The organism is Chryseobacterium sp. JV558 (genome assembly GCF_033712365.1).
Classification (GTDB): Bacteria; Bacteroidota; Bacteroidia; order Flavobacteriales; family Weeksellaceae; genus Chryseobacterium.
Genome location: NZ_WJHU01000003.1, coordinates 693,201 through 713,172 on the forward strand (window position 1 = coordinate 693,201; position 19,972 = coordinate 713,172).

Consider the following 19,972-nt stretch of genomic DNA (forward strand, 5'->3'; position numbering starts at 1 on the left):
ATTTATAAGATTTTCGACGTATCGAAATTGATGAATTGATTAGAGTTTGAGTTTAAGTTTGATTTCGGCTTGGATTTGTTCCTGAAAGCCAGAAAAGCAATCACCGAAAGAACAAAAACCGTTACGGTGATGATATAATTTAAGTTGATATAAAAATGTAACCATGAAGTCTTGGCCGAACCGAAGTTTTTGTACAGCAGAATCAAGACACTTCCAAGATACCCGAACGAGTCTACAATGTAGATCAGGAAACCTACATTTCCTTTGATTTCAAATGCTGCAATCATCCGGTCAAAATAAATTCCGTTAAAAGGAATATAGCAGATGTACATTCCAAAACCTGAAACCGTCATCCATAAAAACGGAGACAGAGAACCCTGCTGAAATAGATAAGTAGAAAGCCCTACGGTGAGAATTCCTGTGAAAAGAATATAATGATAGTAGGCAAATGCTCTTTTATTATTCTTCACTTTCACCATAAAACTTAAAATCAAAAGAACCATCACCGCAATAGGGATCTCCGTTAAGGTGAAAATGGAGCTATCAAGATTAAAATGCAGTCCGTCCCAGATTTCACGGTTGAAATTATCTCTGAAGTCCCTTAAAACCGTTAAACTGATATACAAAAATATGATACAAACAATCGGTACAAAAAACTGCTGGATCAGTGCTCTTCTTTCTGCGCCATTCAACGGCTGTCTTTTGTTTTTAAGCAAAATATCCTCGTCTGTAGGCTTCGGAATTCTTTCAAGAAGAAGCCCGAAAAGAAGTAAAGGAATAACAAAAATAAGTCCGGCAGAAAACGGCATCCAAAACTCTGAAATGGAGAAAGTATCCATCAGAAATTTCCCTACAGATTTTGTAAACCCTGAAGAAACTACGAAACTTGAGCATAAAAATAAGCCTATAATTTCCGTGGTTTTCCGTCCTTCAATGTAGGAAAAAACAATTCCCCAGATCATTCCTAATGGGATACCGTTGATGAACATAAATATAATATTGTAAGGGGCAGGAACGGCTGCAAATCCTAACAACGCAAGTTCTGCAATGGCAATAAAAACGAATAAGTACGTGAGCCTTTTCTGAGGTTTCAGTTCAGAAATAAATTTGATCCCGATGAATTTTGAGATAAAATATCCTACCGCCTGGGCAATGATAATCAGAATCTTATAATCTACCCCTAAATAGGAAAGTCCCTCGAAAGATGCTACGGTAAAAGGTTTTCTGAAACCGTACATGCAGAAGTAAACACCGAAAGCAGCAAATGCAGCCTTCAGTGTTACTAATGTTTTTTTATTGATTGTTCTGGCCATAGTAATGGATTAGAAGTTCAGTTTTACTCCAAGATTGAATCGTACTCCATAATATTCTACCTGCTCAGGACGGTCTTCATTTTTACCAAAGTGATAAATCAGAGGTTTGTTCAGAATATTGTTGACATCTGCATATAAAGTCAGGTATTTTGTAAACTGGTAAGAACCTCCGAAATCAAGATTGCTGTATTTACCATAATAAGAATCATTGATGTCCTCTTCAGCATATTCCACAGCATATTTTCCTTTGTAGTTGTAAGCCAGTCTTGCATTGAATCCTTTTTTCTCAAAGAAAAGCTGGGCGTTATACAATTCTTTTGCCTGATAAGGAAGGGCTACCGTTCTCCCGCTTGGCTTTTCCATTTCAGAAGTCATGAATGTAGCATTCAATTGTACTCCGAAATACTGTAGAAACCCTGGAAGGAAGTCAAATCTCTTGTTGATTCCCAGTTCAATACCTCCTAACCATGCTGATTTTCCGTTGTTTGGGGCTGTAAACTGTACACCATTCATTCCGTTATAGCTTCCGATAAAAGAATCCTGAAAAATAGGATCTGTAATTGATTTATAGAAAACACCACCACTTAGAATTCCTACATTGGAAAAATAATATTCTCCCATCAGGTCAAAATTCAAAGAATAAGTAGGATTAAGGTTGGGATTTCCTCCTTTGAACTCGTTGTCCGCTTCAATATAAGTTCCTCCTGGTGTAAGATCTCCAAAATTCGGTCTTGAGAAAGTTCTTGTTGCTGCAAAACGAAGGTTGGTTTTATCATTTAATGTATATTTCAAATGAATCATCGGAAGAACAGCCAGGTAGTTTTTGGTATTTTCTACAGGAGTCAGTACATCATCATTTACGCTGTATCCTTTTACTTTGGTATTGGTGTTTGATAATCTGATTCCTCCTAAAATGATGATCTTATCATTCAGTTTATACGTTGCCATCCCATAAGCATCCGCATGTTTTTCAAACACATCAAAGTTTCTTCCTAATGCTTTATTATATTCCAGTGCTTCGGAATCAGCAGTATTAATTTTCAGATTTCCCTGATGATCATACCAGAATTGATTCATTCCATTGGTAGAAAGTACCGGTCCGAAAGTATTCCCGATGTGGGTATTCATTTCACTTAAATATTTTGGTCCGTTGGGCTGGGTCGTGATATATTGTGAAAACTCAGACAGAAGTGGGGCTGTTCCGTTGCTCCAGTTGTAGAAAATATCAGAGAACTTTGCATTACGCTCTTTATCTCTGTATTTGAAACCATACTTTAAAGTCAGTTTATCAGAAGCATTGATCTCATGGTTAAATGCCGCAACGATTTTATCCTTTTCCTCTACAAAAACTTTATAGAATTCAAGATCTGTAAATCTCATTTGGGAAGCATCCATTTTAAAGTTCGGATCACTGTAAAAACCAAATAAAGCATCCGGATTTTTATAGTCTAATTTTCCTCCATCCGCTTTCCAGTATGCTCGTGGGCCATTTCCATGATTGGAAATATAATCAGGATTGATCCCTACACCAGATTGCGTATACTTGATGACATAGTAGGAGTTATTTTGTTTGTCTGGGATATTTCCATACTTGAACTTATTATCATAATAAGATAAATCCCAGTCGATTTTTCCTTTATTTAATTGATGAACCGCGCCCAAAGAAACCGAAGTAAGCTCTGTAATCAATAAATTGTGGATATTCTGAAGCTCAACTCTTGCTGTATTGTTAGCACTGCTGAATTTATCAAATCGGATTCTGTGTTTGTAATGGGTCTCGTCATCTGATAAGGTACCATACATTCCTTTTAAATAGAAAGTTGTTTTTGGAGATAAAACATATTCAAAAGCCGTATTAATCCCGGTTGTCTTTCTTACCCCGTTATAATCACGAAGCTCCAGTCTGAAAACTCCTTCGTCTCCGCTTCTTCTGGCCTCGAAATTATCTGTAGACCAGTTTCTTATGAAATGGGCAAAATTGAACAAGTACCCGAATTTTTTATCTTTTGTTCTTCCTCCATATAAAAAGCCAAGATTGTAAACACCTTTATCAGCTTTTGCATTATATCCGCTTCCAATCGTTGCTTTGAATTCTGTCTTCATTGGGGGAGTTTTGGTGATAAAGTTTACGCCGCCACCAATTCCGTCTGCTTCCATATCTGGGGTAAAAGACTTGTTTACATGTACATATGAGATCAGTTCCGTAGGAAAGAAGTCAAAAGCTGTAGCTCTGGAAGTCGTTTCTTCCTCAGCCGTTGGAAGTCTGTTTCCATTGATGGTTGTAGATGCCCAGAATGGTGGAAGTCCTCTCAGGGAAACAAATCGTCCTTCTCCCTGGTCTCTTTCAATGGAAACTCCCTGTACACGCTGTACCGTCTCTGCTGCATTTCTGTCCGGTAGCTTTCCGATTCCGTCTGAAGCAATCACATTGGTAATATTGATCGCATTTTTCTGAAGGTTCAACGCTCTCGCTTCTGTATTTTTAAGTGTTCCCGTAACCACTACTTCATCAATGTTTTTTCGGGGCTGGGAAAGCTTTATGATTCCTAAATCAACTGTTTGTTCTTGTTTCAGATCAACATTGATGTCCGCTGATTCATAACCGATATAGCTGATTTGTAAAATATATTGACCTTCTTTGATATCATTGATGGTAAGTTTTCCTTCAATATCAGTTATTATATTTCTGGATAAACCTTTTATTTTGACTGTTGCCCCGGGGAGAGGCTGGCTGTCGTCAAGAACAGTTCCTATAATTAACTGTTTCTGTGCTGAAACAAAGACAATGAAACAGACAAAAACAAGGGTAAGTAATTTCTCTAAATTTGTTTTCATTTTTACATATATTAAATTTTTTATGCAAATCACGCTAATAATTTTAATATATATAAATATTTCGTATTAAGTAATGTTTAACAAATAAGTGCTATTTGTTACGCTTATTTTACTTTAGGGCCAACTGAAATCAAATTTAGAAAATCAATTAAAATGAAGGTTAATGTCGCTATTTCAACGCTTTGTGTAAATAATTCTTAAAAATAATAAGATGGAAAATCTCTGAAAAAGCATAGTATTTTGATTCATATTTCGTTCATCTCGGAAGAAAATAGAAAAATAAAAGTTGCATATTTGTAAACTTTTATATTGTCTGAAAATTAGAAATTGAAGGATAATGAATAAATGGCTGTTATTTTAAACGCAAAGTTTGATGATTTAACAAAATATTATTAAGGAAGCAAGGGCTGCGACTATGTCGCTGATGAAGTGCATACATCTGGAATGAATCTATTCTCGACGTGTCATTCTGAATGAAATGAAATGTAATGAAGAATCTTATGTTATTGAATGCAAATAAGATTCTTCCTTCGTCAGAATGACAAAAGTCAAGTAAAAACTTTGCGTTAAAAAATATGCTGTTATGCAGTATAAAAATAAAGAACAAGCATCACGCAGCTTTCATCACTGATGCTTACCGGAACGTGAGGAAACTTTCCGTTGAAATAAAGTGAGTCACCTTCTTTTAAGATGATTTCTTCATTATCAATCACATATTTCACTTCCCCTTTCAGGATATATTTGAATTCCCAGGCATCTGTAATTACTTTTTCCCTTTTAGAATTGGGCTCAAGAGTCAATAATACCGCTTCAAAACCTATAGAATGAAGACTCTTGCTGAAGATATGCATGTATTTAAACCCTTCAGCTTCTACTTCCTTTTCTATGACTTGCTGGCTTTCTTTCGGAACATAGATGAATTTGGCGTTGGATTTTTTTTCAACCCCTTCGAAAAAATAACTGGCATCAATCTCAAGAGACTGAATAAGGTCCAGTAAAACAGGAAGCGAAGGAATAGTTCTTCCGTTTTCAATCCTGGAAACAAGACCATTGCTTACATTCGCTTTGAAGGCCAAATCATTGATGGTTAAATTATTCTTTTTTCTAATATCCTTTAATCTCTTACCGATACCTATTAAAAAGTCGTTCATACTGTGTGTAATTTAACCTGAATTATTTTTTCGTCATTCTATTAAAAGCAAAGGTAATATTATTCTATAGAGTTTAGATATGGGAGGGAATCAATTCATTGAAAATTATTATTTGCTTTCTCGGCTTCCACAAATTCTTTCGTCTTTTCTCCCCAATAAAATTTCCCTATTTTTGTAAAACTCCTTATTTCATTTATGAAAAAAATTATTCTTATCGAAGACGAAACCAGTGTAGTTTCTTTTATTAAAAAGGGACTTCAGGAAAATGGATATGAAATTTCTGTTGCTTTTGACGGGCGTACAGGAGTACAACTGGTGCAGGCTAACGATTTTGATCTGGTAATTTTAGACATTATGCTTCCGGAAATGAATGGGCTGGATGTCTGTAAAGAAATAAGAAAAACCAATCAGAGTGTTCCTATTTTATTTTTAACCGCTTTGGGAACTTCTGAGAATATTGTTCTCGGATTGGAAAGTGGGGGAGATGATTATCTGGTAAAGCCTTTTAAATTCATTGAACTGGTGGCTCGTGTGAAGTCTTTATTGAGAAGAAGCAATAACAACGGCCCGCAGGAAACCATAGAACCGGAACCGGATAATGAACATGTGTTTCAGTTTTCGGATCTGATGGTGAATGATTACACAAAGAAGGTAACCCGCGCAGGAGAAGATATTTCTCTTACTTCTACAGAATATAAACTTCTGTTGTATTTCCTGAATAACCCGGAAAAAGTAATTTCAAGAGCAGAGATTCTGGATGCCGTCTGGGGAGTAAACTATGAGCTGGGAACCAATGTAGTAGATGTATACGTTAATTATTTAAGAAAAAAGCTGGATAGCCAGGATGAGAATAAGTTGATTCATACTGTGATAGGAATGGGGTATGTGTTGAAAAAAACATAATGGATGTTTAATAAAGTCATTACAAATCAGACCAAAACGATGGTGCTTTTAATGTTGGTTTTTACAGCCATCATTTTGTTGTTCAGTGGTTTGGTGTATTTTTCGATCGTTAATTTTTCACATCAGAGGTTTTATGAGCTGCTGAAGATCAGAACGGCGACTATTGTTCAGATCGAAAAAAGCAAAGATCATCTCGACCTTCCGGAAAACTATATTCTCAACAGCCTGAATGATGAGGAACTTCCGATGGAAAAAGATTATGTTTTTGCTGTTCCCAGAGATTCCAATTTCAAAAAAATATCTCAGGAAGTTCATATTCCCGATTATTTCTTTAAAAATATTATCAAAGAAGGAGAATCCAATTATAATGATGAGGAATTCTATTATATAGGACAAAGCTTTAAATATGATAGTAAAGATTATATCGCTATTGCTTCTGCCAAAAACCACTATGTCATTTATTATCTGGGCTTCCTAAAAAGGACACTGCTTACATGTATTGTACTTTCTCTGTTCTTTAGTATGATCTTCTCTTTTTATCTGTCTAAAACCTTATTTAGACCCATTTTAAAAATTACAGGAAAAGTAAAGGAGATCAGTTCTGAAAACCTTCACTTAAGATTAGAATCCCAGCCTGATAATAAAGAGCTGAATGAGTTGGTGGACACGTTCAACGATATGCTGAACCGTATTGAAACGTCATTTGAGACCCAAAATCACTTGATTGGAAATGTTTCCCACGAATTGAGAACTCCTCTTACTTCCATTATGGGAGAAGCCGATGTTGCCCTTTCCATCAGCAGAACAGCCGACGAATACAAAGAAACCCTCGGAATCATTCTGGATGAAGCCGAAAAACTGGATAAAAAGATCAAGGCATTATTAATGATTGCCCAGACAGGATTCGATGGGAAAATCCAGAAAATGGATAAAGTGAGAATTGATCAGCTTCTTTGGGACGTTATTGAAACACTTAGGAGAATTGATTCCCGAAACAATATCTATCTTGATATCAGTATGCTTCCTGATAATCCTAAAAAACTAAAAGTTCAGGGGAACGAACAGTTATTACATCTTGCAGTAGCGAATATCATCAGTAATGGGTGTAAGTATTCTAATTTTCAGCAGGTTAAAGTTTCTCTCGGAGCCACCAATACAGATGTATATATCATTGTAAAGGACAACGGAATCGGAATACCGGAAGTGGAAATGAACAAAATCTATGACCCGTTCTTCCGAGCTTCTAATACTAACAACTATGAAGGTTATGGAATAGGACTTCCGCTGGCCAGAAACATTGTAAGAATGCATCATGGCGAACTGATCGTGAGTTCACACGAAAACCAGGGAACTACAGTACAGATGCGCTTCCCAAACTTCTATAGTACACAGAAAAGAGAATAGTCTGATCTCTTTTATTTTAGGCTAAAAACAATCCATAACAAACAATATTCATAAGCAATTTCGTCATTTTACGATGTTGTTTTTCGTTATATGAACTCCCATTAACAATTTTCTAATCTCATTTTAATCTCTTTAATCACATTTTAATTCCGTTCCAAAGATCTTCTAATATGGTCGTTCTAATTTTGTATTATCAAAAAAGATAAACACAATACAAAATAATAAAGAACATGGCTAAAACAATTTTAATTGCGACAGATTACTCTCTTGAGTCATTGAATATATTGAAAAAAGTACTTAAGGAGAAAGACGCATCAGAAGATCAGAATCAATATAATATCCTTCTGACGTCCGGATATGATTCCGGAGATTCTATCAGAGACCTTTTATTCACGACCAAAACATCGGTTTTTAATAAAATAAGACCGGAAGAGTTCTGTGATGCCTATGGAATTATCAGTAATAAATATCCTCATCTGGTTAATAAAATCATTTGTGATGTTTTTACAGGAAGTTTCCAAAGAACATTCAATCAGTATGTAAAGGCAGAAAATATTGACGAAGCTTATTATTCTCCATCCATCAAAAGTAAAGGAAAAGGAAAGTTTGATCTGATTCCTTACATCAAAAAATGCAAAGAACTGCAATCCCATGAAATTGCCGTTGAGGTAAGAGAAAGACTTCCGGAAAGAGGAAGACTGGCAGAGATCTTTGTAGAGGTCTAAATACAACACTATTAAAAAAATAAAAAAATGTTAAGAAATTATAGTAACAGCAGGACACTGGGGGATAATATCAGGTTGGGGACGCTGACTGCCTTTACGGCAGGTACTATAAATATTGCTTCCCTATTGATATTCCTCTCTTTTACATCGAATGTAACGGGCCACTATGCTATTTTAGCCGCAGAAATAAGTAAAGGAAACTGGACGCAGGTAGCGGTCGTAGGCGGATGGATATTTTTGTTCTTCTTCGGAAGCTTTCTGTCCAACTTTATTGTCATCAATTTTAATAAGAAAAGTAAATATTTTGCCCATTCTATGCCGATTGCACTAGAAATCATATGTCTCCTTTTTGTTGGGATATACGGACAGTTTTACTATCAGAAAACATTAGAAGAAACAGAATATTTGGTAGCATTGATGCTTTTTGCCACCGGACTGCAAAATGGTCTTACGGCAAGTATCTCCAACTTCTCTGTGAAAACAACCCATCTTACCGGAACAACTACCGACTTAGGAATCCTGGCTTCAATGTTTACACAAAAGAAATACAGAAGAAATGGAGAGTTGATCGGTAGAGCAAAACTGTTGATGAGTATTATGCTTGCGTATGTAATGGGAGCTGTCTTCTCTGGATTGACTTATTATTATCTGGAATTCAGGGTATTCTATGTGATCAGTATATGTCTGCTGATTGTCATCGGGTACGATGCTTATAAAATTCATATCCGTCACTTCAATACGAACTACAGATACAACAGGATTTACAGAAAGGCCAATATTTTTGCTTATCTGTATGAGAAAATCCATGGAATTCCTAAAAGAGAGAAGAAACCAAAGCTTGTCTTTGAGGATTAAAAATATAAAACACACTATTAATTTTTTGTATAAACTAGCTGTAAATGCCCTTATTTTATAATGAAATAAGGGCGTTTTTCTGAAAAATTATCTTGCATATCAGCATTTTTGTTATTTTTCACCATACTTTTCATGCTTATAGAAATGAAAATTTCCAGCGCAGGCAAATAAACACGCTAAAGCCCTTCATTACAAACATTAAAAAAAACAGATGGGGATAAATAGGTGAAAATGTTGATAATTAAATATTAAATCACGGTTTTGGTATTTTAATTCCCGTTTTCATTGACTATTTTTGTAAGTTGATTTACGTTTTTATGTCAGATATTATTCAGCTTTTACCGGATCATGTAGCCAACCAAATTGCAGCGGGAGAGGTGGTGCAGCGGCCTGCATCCATCGTGAAGGAACTTTTGGAAAATGCTATAGATGCAGATGCAACGAAGATTGAATTGATCATCAGGGATGCCGGGAAAAATCTTATTCAGGTGGTAGATGACGGAAAAGGAATGTCCGAAACAGATGCCCGCATGGCGTTTGAAAGGCATGCTACCTCCAAAATCAAAGGAACAGAAGATATCTTTAAAATTGCCACAAAAGGCTTCCGTGGTGAAGCGCTGGCCTCTATAGCAGCGGTTTCCCAGGTGGAGCTCAGAACGAAACAGCAAGACACGTCTATCGGTACCAATATTTATATCGAAGGCGGAGTTTTCCAGTTTCAGGACCCGGTTCAGACAGCAGACGGATCAAATTTTTTAGTGAAAAATCTTTTCTATAACGTTCCTGCAAGAAGGAAGTTTCTAAAAAATAATAATGTTGAATTCAGACACGTCATTGATGAATTTCAGCGTGTTGCGTTGGCTCATGAAAATCTGGAGTTTTCTCTTTTTCATGATGATGAAGCTGTTTTCAGGCTGAGAAAAGGAAGTCAGATGCAGCGTATTGTAGATGTTTTCGGAAGAAAGCTTCAGCCGCTTTTGATTCCTATTAAAGAAGATATTATCTGGTGTAAGCTTCATGGGTTTGTTGCCAAGCCTGAAGGAGCTAAGAAAGCAAGAGGAGAACAGTTTCTTTTTGTGAACGGGAGGTATTTCAGAAGCCCATATTTCAATAAAGCCGTACAGGAAGCTTTTGAAGGACTGCTTCAGCCCGGATATGTACCTTCATTTTTCCTTTTCCTGGAGCTTGATCCGGAGAAAATAGATGTCAATATCCACCCACAGAAAACCGAAGTGAAATTTGAAGATGAACATCTTATTTTTGCTTTGCTCAGATCAACCATTAAAAGATCTTTGGGTATTTATAATGTCTCTCCAAGCCTTGATTTCGACAGAGATCCGGAATTGGATGAAATGATGAATAAACCCATTCCAAGTAAAGGAAATGACGGTGGAAGTGGTTTTGTAAAAATGCCCGAAATTATTGTAGATAAGGATTATAACCCGTTCTTGGAAGAAAAAATTGTAGTACATCCGCAGGAAATTCAGAATCTTACGGAAATGTATCATCAGAATCTTACCGCTGAACCTTCAAAGATCAATTTATTTGAAGATGAAGATTTTGACGAAGATTTGATGAGGCTTCCGAACGGCTATTGGCTTTTCAATAAAGGTGATGTGACATTAATGCTGGATCTCGGAAGAATGCACAGACTATTGGTTTCTGAAGGGAATAAATCTACCAGAAAATCAAGCACAAACAGCCATGCCCTTCTTTTTTCTCTGGAATACCATATGAATGAGATTGAGAAGACAAAATACAATTCGATCAAAAAATATCTTCCGGAATTAGGGTTTGACATGAAAATTGCTCATGAAAGTGTACTTCGAATAGATTCTCTTCCTGAAGGGCTGAAAGAAACACAGGCGATGAAATTCCTGGAAAACCTCTTTGAAATCCTGGAATATAAAACAGAAGAAGAGTTTTTGCATTATTACCATAATCAATGGAACAAAATGCAGTCGAAGTCGAGATTTGACTTTATTTATAAAAAAGATGCGGAACAGCTGATCAAAGACTTTACAGCATTAGGTTTCCCGGAATTTTTACCGGATGGAAAAAGATGCTATTACGAAGTTCCGTTTAATGATTTTAAAAACAAATTTTAAAAAATTATGTTTAACAATATACCACCGATTACAAGAAATATTATAATTATCAATGTTATAGTCTTTATTGTTACTTACTTTATGGGTAACCAGATGATTAACTATCTCGCTGGTTTTTATCCATTTTCACCCCTTTTCCATTCTTGGCAGATTATTACTCACATGTTTATGCATGGAAGTATTATGCATATTTTGTTTAATATGATGACATTGTTTAGTTTCGGTCCAATTCTGGAGCAGACATTAGGAGATAAAAAGTATTTGATTTTATACTTTGTAAGTGGTTTAGGAGCCTTTTTCCTTTTTAATTTATGGAACTTTGTAGAAGTTCAGCAGCTTTCCCATGAGTTGGAACAGCTTGGCTTTAATGTAAATGCATATTTGTCTGGTGCAAATGTTGAATTTGCAGGAAATACAGGTTCAGTTCTCAAACAAAAGGAATTACTGAAAAGTTTAACAGATATTTTAACAACCCCAATGGTTGGAGCTTCTGGAGCTATTTTCGGAGTAGTGGCTGCATTTGCAACATTGTATCCTGATTCTAAAATCGGCATTATGTTTATTCCAGTTCCGATAAAAGTAAAATATCTGTTGCCAATTATTGTGGTGGGTTCTGTTTACCTTGGTGTTTCAGGTAACGGAGGCGGCATTGCTCACCTTGCTCACGTAGGTGGAGCTTTGGTAGGGTGGCTGTTGGCTCTAATTTGGAAAAAACATTTATACCGTTTCAATTAAAATAATATTGTGAAGGTTTTCCGACTCATCCTATTCGTTCTGCATCTTGGAATTCTATTTTTGCTGCTGGGCACATTATTAAATGCCTATGTTCCACCGAAGGTTTTTCCGTGGTTTAATTTGCTTTCTTTGGGCTTTCCGGTACTTATGATCTCTTATATCATTCTGACAATATTCTGGGTATTCAGCTGGAAAAAAAGAGCGTTTGTTTTTATGTTTGCAGGTCTTGCTTTTATTAATCCTGTAAAACGATGGGTGAATTATTCATCTCCGAAAAATGGAGATTCAGAAATAAAATTAGTTTCCTTCAATACCAGAGCAGGCGGAAGAGGAAATAAAGAGATTGCTCCTTATCTGAGGTCTCAGGATGCAGATATTTTTCTATTACAGGAAGATGCGGGCAAAGATTATCAATTTGATGGTTATCAGAAAGCAAATTCCGGAGGAGGTTTAACGATTTTGACCAAGCATAAAATCATTAAACAGCAGATTATAGATCCACAAGACGAAAATGTAAGAATTCCTGGATTACAGGTTGATATAGAAATTAAGGGTAAGATATATAGGTTCATTGATGTCTATCTTAATCCTTTTCGGTTCGAAAAAGATATGGTGAAACTTAATGGAAATACCGATACCAACGAACAAAAAATAAAAGATGTTGTTAAAAGGCTGATTCCTACATTTAAAAAACATCAGGAACAGGTAGCGCTCATTCGGGAAGTTATTGATCATTCACCTTATCCTGTTATCCTGGCTGGAGATTTCAATTCTGTGCCTAATTCTTATGAATACTATCATCTGTCGGACGGCCTTGAAGATGCATTTTTAACCGCTGGGAAAGGAAGTGCAACCAGTTTTCATGACTACAAATTCCCAATCAGAATCGACTATGTTTTTTCATCAAAATCAGTAAAGGCAATATCTTATAAAGTTGACCGTTCTGTAAGTATTTCAGATCATTATCCTGTCATTGTGAAATTTTCAGCAGAGAGCAAATAATCATAAAAAGAGTTAAAATTGTCTGCTTGGTAGGATTTTTGTTGAAAGAAAACCGTACCAAGACCGTTTTTTCATGAAGTCGAATCAGATATTACTATTTATACATATCGTTATTGCTGTTTTGCTGTTATGCACATTAGGGAATGCATGGATACCGCCTAATCTTTTGGGCAATCTTAACCTGCTATCGCTTGGTTTCCCCTATCTGATATTGGCACATATCATTCTTACCCTAATATGGATCTTTAAAAAACAAAAAATAGCTATTGCTTTTGCGTTAGGTACCCTTATTTTCTATAATCCAATCAGACGATGGGTCAATTTTTCTCCGAAAACAGAAAATGTAAAGTCAATACGGGATATTAAAGTATTGACATTTAATGTAAAATACGGAGAATACGGCTGGGATAAAGTAAAAAATTATATCAAAGAGCAAGATGCAGATATTATTCTTGTGCAGGAGAAAGATACCAACCGCGCCATAAAGCGGGATCTTATAAAATATCCGTCGGTTATTCTGAAAACAAAACATAAAATTGTAAGACAGGCAGAGCTGATAGATGAGAAAGCAAGAGGAAATTCATTCTATGCTGATATTGATATCAATGGAAAAATAGTCAGAATCGTAAATGTTTATCTTGAGCCTTTCAGACTTCATAAATCTATGTTTACGAAGCTTGACGGCTTAGGTTTTGGAAATGTATCCGCATTACTTTCTCACATGATACCTACATTCCAAGCCCATGAAGATCAGGTGAAGAGAATCAGAAAAATGGTAGATTCATCACCTTACCCGGTTATTTTGGCCGGAGATTTTAATTCTGTTCCCAATTCTTATGAATATTATAACTTGGGAAAAGATCTTCAGGATGCTTTTTTAGTGGCAGGAAAGGGGAGTGCAAGCAGTTTTCACGACTATAAAGTGCCGTTGAGAATTGATTATATCTTCACTTCAAAATCTATCATTCCTTTAAGCTATAAAGTAGACCAGTCTGTGAAATTATCGGATCACTATCCTGTAATTGCAGAATTTCTGCTAAATTAGTTCCATGAAAAATATACTGTCTGCGATTTTTATTTTCACCATCCTCTTCACGGCATGCTCCAAGAAAGAATCTCCGGGATTTGCTGCTGAACAGGAAGTTAAGATGAATTATGATACTATTGCTATTGATTCCTTTTCCACAGGAGCTGTTTCAGTAGATATCGCCCGCAAGATAAGAATGTCTTCTCCGCAATATCTGGATTCTGTAAAACAGGCTAAAAAGCTTTTGGAAGAAGAGAATAAGCTAAAAGCAGAGCTTGAAAAAGAGAATAAAACAAAACAGGAAGAGGAAAAGAAAAAGGCAGATGCAGAAAAAAAGCAAAAACCTTTAGAAACGCCTTCAACTCCAGACTCTAAAACACAATAAAGTCAATATCATTAAAAAAATAGACCATATGAAAAAGCAAATCCTGGCAGCTGTAGTGATCTCTGTATTCACTGTAGCATGTACAAAATCAACAACAAAAACAGAGCAAGTAGAAAATGCTGATGGATCGGTAACAACAACTACTACCACCGTTACTGACACTCCAACCACTGTTGATACAGCAAAGATCAACAATGCAAAAGAAGATGTGAAGGCGAAGGTAGACGCAGCGGGAAATAAGATTGACGATGCTGCTCAGAAAGCAAAAGATAAAATAGATGCAACAGCCGATAAAACGAAACAAGATCTTCACAAGGCCGGACAAGATATCAAAACCGAAGCAAATAAAGTAGGGAAAGATATTAAAACAGGAGCTAAGGAAGTAGGACAGGATGCTAAAGAAGCTGCCAAAAAAGGAGCTTCAAAAGTAGAGGAAGCTGCGAAAAAAATGAAGGAAGATTTAAGTAAATAAAAATAGAAAGCCGTAATTCAATTGAGTTACGGCTTTTTTATTTACTAATTGGAAAGTATAATCTTAGTTTTTATTCATTTCCAGCAAAGGTTCAATATATTCTCTGTCGTTGCTCAATCTCGGGACTTTATTTTGCCCTCCAAGTTTTCCTTTAGCTTCCAGCCAGTGATAGAAAAGGTTGGTTTTAGCAATATGTACAATAGGTCTTTTAAGGGTTATATTGTTGTATCTCTTCGCTTCATAATCAGAGTTGATCGTCTTTAAATGCTTGTCAAAAGCATCAATAAAGCTGTCCAGGTTATCCGGATGCTGGCTGAATTCAAAAATCCATTCATGAGCACCTCCTTCGTTTCCTTTCATAAAAACAGGGGCTCCAGTGAAATCTGTGATTTGTGCTCCCGTAGCTTCACAGGCTTTTGAAAGGGCAGATTCTACATTGGTAATCATCAGTTCCTCTCCAAAAGCATTGATATAATGTTTCGTTCTTCCTGTTATTTTGATTCTGAACGGGTTGGTTGATGTAAAGACAACGGTGTCACCAATCAGATATCTCCATAGACCGCCGTTGGTTGTAATAACCATTGCATAATTTTTTCCCACTTCCACATCTTCCAGGCTTACTACTTTTGGATTCGAAAAATGGAACTGATCCATAGGGATGAATTCATAAAAGATACCATAATCCAGCATCAGCAGCATTTCATCACTGTCTGACCTGTCCTGTATCCCGAAGAAGCCTTCAGAAGCATTGTAAATTTCGTAGTAATTGATGTTTTTTCCGATGATCTGTCTGAATTGTTCCCTGTAGGGCTTGAAACTGATTCCACCGTGAAAAAATACCTCCAAATTAGGCCATAGCTCTGAAATACTTCCAATATTGGTTTCCTTTAATACCTTTTGAAGAAGAACCATCATCCAGCTTGGTACACCAAGGATACTTCCCACGTCTTCATTTTTTACTTCAGAAGTGATCGCTTTCAGTTTGCTTTCCCATTCTCCCATCAAAGAGACTTTCTTGCTTGGAGTGGTGGTAATTTCTACCCAAAACGGAAGATTGTCAATTAAAATAGCGGATAAATCACCAAATTTTGTGTTAAAGTCGGCATAGAGTTCAGAACTTCCACCTAAACGTAAATTTTTATAATTAAAAAGCTGATTTTCAGGATGGTTGTTGGCGTAAATGGACACCATATCCTTTCCTGCCTTCATGTGGCAGTATTCAAGGCTTTCGGCAGAAATAGGGATAAATTTGCTCTTGGCATTGGTAGTTCCCGATGATTTGGCAAAATGTTTAATGAGCCCGGGCCAGCTTATATCCTTCTGTCCCTGCCTTGCTTTTTCAATATAAGGCTCCATTTCTTCGTAGGTAACGATAGGAACCTTGTTTTTAAAATCCTGATAACTTGATATAGAATTGAATCCGTATAATTTACCATATTCCGTATCTTCTGCATGAAACAGCTGAGAAAAGAGTATACCTTTCTGGGTCTCAATGGGATGGTCCATGAAATTCTGTATCTGATCTATCCTTTGGCGGATGAACCAGTTGACTACGGTATTGAAAAGTGCTTTGGTTGCCATTCCAACAAATATAATGATATTTGAATTTTCTGAAAATTTTTTACAGAATTAAATAAAAAAACCGTTACAAATTATGTAACGGTTTGATATTTAGATTATTGTTTCTTAGCAATACTCGTCATATGCAGCCTGAAGGTTTGCTGCGATAGCTCCTGCAGGGTTTCCTTCGATGTGGTGTCTTTCCAGCATGTGAACCAATTCACCATCTTTGAAAAGGGCTACACATGGAGAACTTGGAGGGAATGGAGCAAGGTGTTTTCTTGCTTCTACTACAGCCTCAGTATCAAATCCTGCAAATACTGTTGTTAAATGATCAGGTTTCTTATCTCCAGTTAAAGAGTATACAACTCCCGGTCTTGCAGCACCTGCAGCACAACCACATACGGAGTTAATAACCAATAACGTAGTTCCGGACTGCTTCAGTGCATCTTCTACCTGAGTTGGCGTTGTCAAGTCCTGGAAACCTTTATCTGTAAGCTCTGCCTTCATAGGCATTACTAAATCTGTTGGATACATATATTTTGTTTTTTATCTCCACAAAGTTAAGCAATTCTTTGCTTTTGTTCAATATATAAAAACTATCAATAGATTAGTCATATAAAATTAATCAAATATTAATACTGTAATAATATTCAAAAAAATGTGAATTAAGACTAGGAATAATGGAAAATTATTATTAATTTTGAAATGATTCTGAAAAACAAACGGCCATGAAAAAAACATTTAATGCTTTCCCTCAAGCAATCAACCACTTAATTACTTTCTGAAATATGGTAGTATCTTAATTCTTTTTTCAGTTTAGAATCAAAACTGATTAACAAACTTTAATATCCAAAGAAAGTGAAACCCGGAACTGAAAAGTTCCGGGTTTCTTAATCAAATCGATATGCAAAGGTTGTATATCCTAATGTAAATAGTTGATAGGAAATAAGTTGATGGTTTATAGGATGGCCATCAAAGATGATCTTTCAACTAAGACAGGAGCTTTTTAGCCATCTCGGAAATACTTTTTCCGTCTGATTTTCCAGCTAATGTTTTTGATGCAGCTCCCATTACCTTCCCTAAATCTTTAATAGATTCAGCTCCGGTTTCAGAAATAATATTTTTAATTTCTGTTTCTAATTCTTCAGCAGAAAGTTGTGTTGGTAAAAACTTCTCAATTACTTTCATCTGAGCGTCTTCTACTTCTGCAAGATCCTGTCTGCCTTGAGCGGAAAACTGTTCGAAAGAGTCTTTACGCTGCTTGATCATTCTCTGCAGAATGGCAATTTCCTGTTCTGCAGAAACTTCAGCACCTCTTGCTTCTGTTTTTAAAAGAAGAATCTGAGATTTTACGGCACGAAGAGAGTCCAGAGCAACTCTGTCTTTCTCTCTCATGGCTATTTTTATAGCTTCGCTTATTGTATTTTCTAAACTCATGTTTATATGCTTTTGGCTTCTGGCAGTTGGCTAATAGCTTTTATAAGGCCCGAAAGCCATTTGCTGGTAGCCAATTGCCATAGCATTTAGTCTACGTCTTTATTTAAAAATCTGTTTTCTCTGATCTGCATAGATCCGTTGTTATCAGACAGATACGTGTTGATGTTCTGATCTGAAGCATTGGTTCCGTCGATCGAAATATTTTTTCTTTTGAAAGCTGGAATAGATTCAAACTCACTCGTGCTGTCAAAGCTTTGGTAGCGGGAGTTGAATTCTTTTAATTTATTTCTTCTTTCAATCACTCTTTCCTGGTCCATCGTTTTATTCACGAAAGTGAATTCTGATTCTTCCGTTTTCGGAGTTTCAATTTCTGTTTTGCTTTCAAAAGCAGTTCTTGTTTCAGCTTTTGGCTCTTCCTGTTTCTGATAGAATGTTTCAATCTTCTGAGCCGGTTCTGCTACAGCAGCATTGCTTGGCGTGTTGAACTCTGCTTTTGGCTGCCCAAAATCGGTATTAGGCTCATTTCTGACAGGTTCGTTTACAAAGAAGCTGAATTCAACAGGTTTTTCATCTGAAAAAGAGTTGCTGAAGGTATTCCCAGACTGTGGCTCATCTTTTTTATTTTCAAAATCAAATGAGAAAGACTGAATTTCCAGATCATTTGGATCTTCACTCTCTTCGTCAATAGAAAATAAGCTGTATTCCTGTTCACCTTCTTCTTCGTTTTTCCAAGCCTGCTCAGGAGTATTTATACTATTTTCCTCTTTATCAGAGAATTTTATTTCTGGTTTCACCTGCTCTTCTTCAAGAATCATTTTTTTTTCAATAGATGTAACCTTAAACTGTGTGCTGTGGTCTTCATCATCTAATCTGAAATGATTGGCTCTGCTGGAATCGTAGGCTGCATCAGGTGCAGATTCTCTTTCTTCTCTTGTTTTGAAAGGAGAGTTTTTCGGAGCATCAAAGCTGTCATTAAGACTGATTCTGATTTTCTCTGTAGGCCCTGCAAATTTCTTGTTGTCGTTAGAGAATCCTGTTGCGATAACAAGAACGCTTACTGCATCTCCCAATTCTTCATCAGCACCCACCCCGAAGATAATATCTGCCGTGTTTCCTGCTTCTTTCTGAATATGGTCCATGATGATACCAATCTCATCCATGGTCACTTCTTCAGCACCACTTCTGATCAATAACAGAACGTTTTTAGCACCTGTAATCTTATTATCATTCAATAATGGAGAATCAAGGGCTTTTCTTACGGCTTCTTCGGCTTTATTTTCACCTGAAGCGGTTCCTGTAGACATCAAAGCAGTACCTGAATTCTGAAGTACAGATTTAGCATCTCTAAAGTCAATGTTTACATCAAAGTAACCTGTAATAACTTCTGCCATACCTTTGGCAGCATTCGCTAAAACTTCATCGGCTTTTGAAAATCCCTGCTTGAATCCCAGGTTTCCGAACTGCTGTCTTAGTTTATCATTGTTGATCACAATTAATGAATCAACATTATTTTTTAGTTTATCAAGACCGTTTTCAGCCTGATCAAGTCTTCTTTTACCCTCAAAACTGAAAGGAACGGTAACAATCCCTACCGTTAGAATTCCCATGTCTTTTGCTACTTTAGCAATAACAGGAGCAGCTCCGGTACCGGTACCACCACCCATTCCGGCAGTGATGAACACCATTTTGGTGTTTTGTCCCATAGCAGCCTTGATATCTTCAATACTTTCGATTGCAGATTTTTCTCCAACTTCAGGGTCTGCACCAGCTCCAAGACCTTCTGTGATCGTGGTTCCCAGCTGTACTTTATTAGCAACAGGGTTATTATCTAAGGTTTGGGCATCTGTATTACAAATCACAAAGTCTACCCCGTGAATTCCTTTCTCGTACATATGCTTCAGAGCGTTGTTTCCACCGCCCCCTACACCGATTACTTTTATGATGGATGAATTTCCTTTTGGCAAATCAAATGAAAATCCTTGTGTACCTATATTTTCCATAACTATATTTTTAATAATTATAATTGATAATTGATCAATGATAATTGATAAGGAAAA

At 36.4% G+C, this 19,972-nt stretch carries 17 protein-coding genes; 10 read left to right on the forward strand and 7 right to left on the reverse strand.

Annotated elements, in window-relative coordinates:
• Positions 1-2: 2 nt before the first annotated feature.
• The 3 genes from GFU89_RS14155 to GFU89_RS14165 form a co-directional block, all read right to left on the reverse strand.
• Positions 3-1,313, reverse strand: a complete 1,311-nt coding sequence (locus tag GFU89_RS14155; RefSeq protein WP_318847738.1) for a DUF5690 family protein — start codon at positions 1,311-1,313, stop codon at positions 3-5.
• Between the two features lie 9 nt (positions 1,314-1,322).
• On the reverse strand, positions 1,323-4,148 hold the full coding sequence (locus GFU89_RS14160; RefSeq protein ID WP_318847739.1) for a TonB-dependent receptor: 2,826 nt from the start codon (positions 4,146-4,148) through the stop codon (positions 1,323-1,325).
• 581 nt (positions 4,149-4,729) lie between these two features.
• On the reverse strand, positions 4,730-5,299 hold the full coding sequence (locus GFU89_RS14165; protein ID WP_318847740.1) for an XRE family transcriptional regulator: 570 nt from the start codon (positions 5,297-5,299) through the stop codon (positions 4,730-4,732).
• A 195-nt stretch (positions 5,300-5,494) separates the two neighbouring features.
• On the opposite strand from GFU89_RS14165, the gene GFU89_RS14170 reads away from it, so the two are divergent.
• The 10 genes from GFU89_RS14170 (at position 5,495) to GFU89_RS14215 (ending at position 14,915) form a co-directional block, all read left to right on the forward strand.
• Entirely contained in the window at positions 5,495-6,202 is a 708-nt protein-coding gene (locus GFU89_RS14170) for a response regulator transcription factor (protein WP_318847741.1), read from the forward strand.
• A gap of 3 nt (positions 6,203-6,205) precedes the next feature.
• Positions 6,206-7,606, forward strand: coding sequence for a HAMP domain-containing sensor histidine kinase (locus GFU89_RS14175; protein ID WP_318847742.1), 1,401 nt, complete (start codon positions 6,206-6,208; stop codon positions 7,604-7,606).
• Positions 7,607-7,836: 230 nt separating this feature from the next.
• On the forward strand, positions 7,837-8,331 hold the full coding sequence (locus tag GFU89_RS14180) for a hypothetical protein (protein WP_318847743.1): 495 nt from the start codon (positions 7,837-7,839) through the stop codon (positions 8,329-8,331).
• A gap of 27 nt (positions 8,332-8,358) precedes the next feature.
• Entirely contained in the window at positions 8,359-9,186 is an 828-nt protein-coding gene (locus GFU89_RS14185; RefSeq protein WP_318847744.1) for a YoaK family protein, read from the forward strand.
• Between the two features lie 317 nt (positions 9,187-9,503).
• Entirely contained in the window at positions 9,504-11,294 is a 1,791-nt protein-coding gene (mutL, locus tag GFU89_RS14190; protein WP_318847745.1) for a DNA mismatch repair endonuclease MutL, read from the forward strand.
• Between the two features lie 6 nt (positions 11,295-11,300).
• Positions 11,301-12,029: a rhomboid family intramembrane serine protease gene (locus GFU89_RS14195; RefSeq protein WP_318847746.1), complete on the forward strand. Its 729-nt coding sequence runs from the start codon at positions 11,301-11,303 to the stop codon at positions 12,027-12,029.
• 9 nt (positions 12,030-12,038) lie between these two features.
• On the forward strand, positions 12,039-13,031 hold the full coding sequence (locus tag GFU89_RS14200; protein ID WP_318847747.1) for an endonuclease/exonuclease/phosphatase family protein: 993 nt from the start codon (positions 12,039-12,041) through the stop codon (positions 13,029-13,031).
• Positions 13,032-13,104: 73 nt separating this feature from the next.
• Entirely contained in the window at positions 13,105-14,076 is a 972-nt protein-coding gene (locus GFU89_RS14205; RefSeq protein ID WP_318847748.1) for an endonuclease/exonuclease/phosphatase family protein, read from the forward strand.
• 4 nt (positions 14,077-14,080) lie between these two features.
• Entirely contained in the window at positions 14,081-14,443 is a 363-nt protein-coding gene (locus GFU89_RS14210) for a hypothetical protein (protein WP_318847749.1), read from the forward strand.
• A gap of 28 nt (positions 14,444-14,471) precedes the next feature.
• Positions 14,472-14,915, forward strand: coding sequence for a hypothetical protein (locus GFU89_RS14215; RefSeq protein ID WP_318847750.1), 444 nt, complete (start codon positions 14,472-14,474; stop codon positions 14,913-14,915).
• A 63-nt stretch (positions 14,916-14,978) separates the two neighbouring features.
• Here GFU89_RS14215 and GFU89_RS14220 read toward each other — a convergent pair whose 3' ends face one another.
• The 4 genes from GFU89_RS14220 to ftsZ all read right to left on the reverse strand — a co-directional run bounded on the left by GFU89_RS14220 (position 14,979) and on the right by ftsZ (position 19,915).
• On the reverse strand, positions 14,979-16,496 hold the full coding sequence (locus tag GFU89_RS14220; protein ID WP_318847751.1) for a GH3 auxin-responsive promoter family protein: 1,518 nt from the start codon (positions 16,494-16,496) through the stop codon (positions 14,979-14,981).
• Positions 16,497-16,601: 105 nt separating this feature from the next.
• The gene (locus GFU89_RS14225) at positions 16,602-17,012 is read right to left on the reverse strand and encodes a BrxA/BrxB family bacilliredoxin (RefSeq protein WP_079243608.1); all 411 of its coding nucleotides are present in this window, start codon (positions 17,010-17,012) and stop codon (positions 16,602-16,604) included.
• 456 nt (positions 17,013-17,468) lie between these two features.
• On the reverse strand, positions 17,469-17,915 hold the full coding sequence (locus GFU89_RS14230) for a GatB/YqeY domain-containing protein (protein WP_318847752.1): 447 nt from the start codon (positions 17,913-17,915) through the stop codon (positions 17,469-17,471).
• An 86-nt stretch (positions 17,916-18,001) separates the two neighbouring features.
• Positions 18,002-19,915, reverse strand: coding sequence for a cell division protein FtsZ (gene ftsZ, locus GFU89_RS14235; protein WP_318847753.1), 1,914 nt, complete (start codon positions 19,913-19,915; stop codon positions 18,002-18,004).
• Between the last annotated feature and the right edge of the window lie 57 nt (positions 19,916-19,972).